This window comes from Deferrivibrio essentukiensis (assembly GCF_020480685.1).
GTDB lineage: Bacteria > Chrysiogenota > Deferribacteres > Deferribacterales > Deferrivibrionaceae > Deferrivibrio > Deferrivibrio essentukiensis.
The window spans coordinates 1-850 of sequence record NZ_JAJAFU010000054.1 but is presented as its reverse complement, the minus strand read 5'-3'; the positions used below and the strand labels follow the sequence as shown (position 1 = coordinate 850).

Below are 850 nucleotides of genomic sequence, written 5' to 3'. Positions count from 1 at the left end.
CTCATTACTTAAATTATCTATACTATCAAACATAGGCTTCAAAGCCTGTGCAGCGTATCCATAATATTTGTTATGGTCTTCGAGATCTCTAAGGATGCGCTGCCTTTCTCTTTTACTCTGCAATTGACCACGCTTACTTTCTATACCATAGCCCAACAACAACCCATGTACCTGGTTCTTCAGAGATACTAAGGCCCGAACTAAAATACTTCGGGATTTTAGAACTCTTCGTATATCTTCACTCTCCTGGCTGCACAAAACAGATTCTGGTATCATATCTTTTTCTAAAAAAATCGCTATCGTTTGCGCATCTCTTTTATCTGTCTTATTAGCTGATTCCCTTATAACTTTAAACTTCATCGTATTTATTACTTTTACACCAATTCCTATTTCCAATACTCTATTACGAAAATAACGGGTATTACCTGTCGATTCCACTCCAACTTCTACATCATAACCCATTGCTTCATATTCTTTTAACATAGTACAAAATCTCTCATAGTCACTATCACTTGTACGATACTCCATTATTTCATTCAATTTGCGATCCTCGCTTAAAAAACACACTGTAAATTGCGTCTTATGTAAATCTACTCCAACGCTTAACTTCATGGTTTGCCTCCTCTCATAACATTAGTATTGAATAGCGCCTGTTTGAAGGTGAATCTCTCCATTCTCCTATACGGCCTCTTATCGACCATTGAATGTTACGACTACGGCTCCTCATTCTCCTTCTCGGTCTCGAAGACCATGAAATATGACGAACTGTAGCCTTGCTATCCAAAACTTACTAGTTTCAGATAGTATAATTTAATTCACCTCTCACCATGAAGACTTTTTATCATTCCTC

The 850-nt window shown here is 37.2% G+C and carries 1 protein-coding gene; it reads right to left on the bottom strand.

The features are described from left to right. On the bottom strand, positions 1 to 612 hold a 612-nt coding region (locus tag LF845_RS11730; RefSeq protein ID WP_242821199.1), incomplete at its 3' end, for an IS110 family transposase. Positions 613 to 850: the final 238 nt, after the last annotated feature.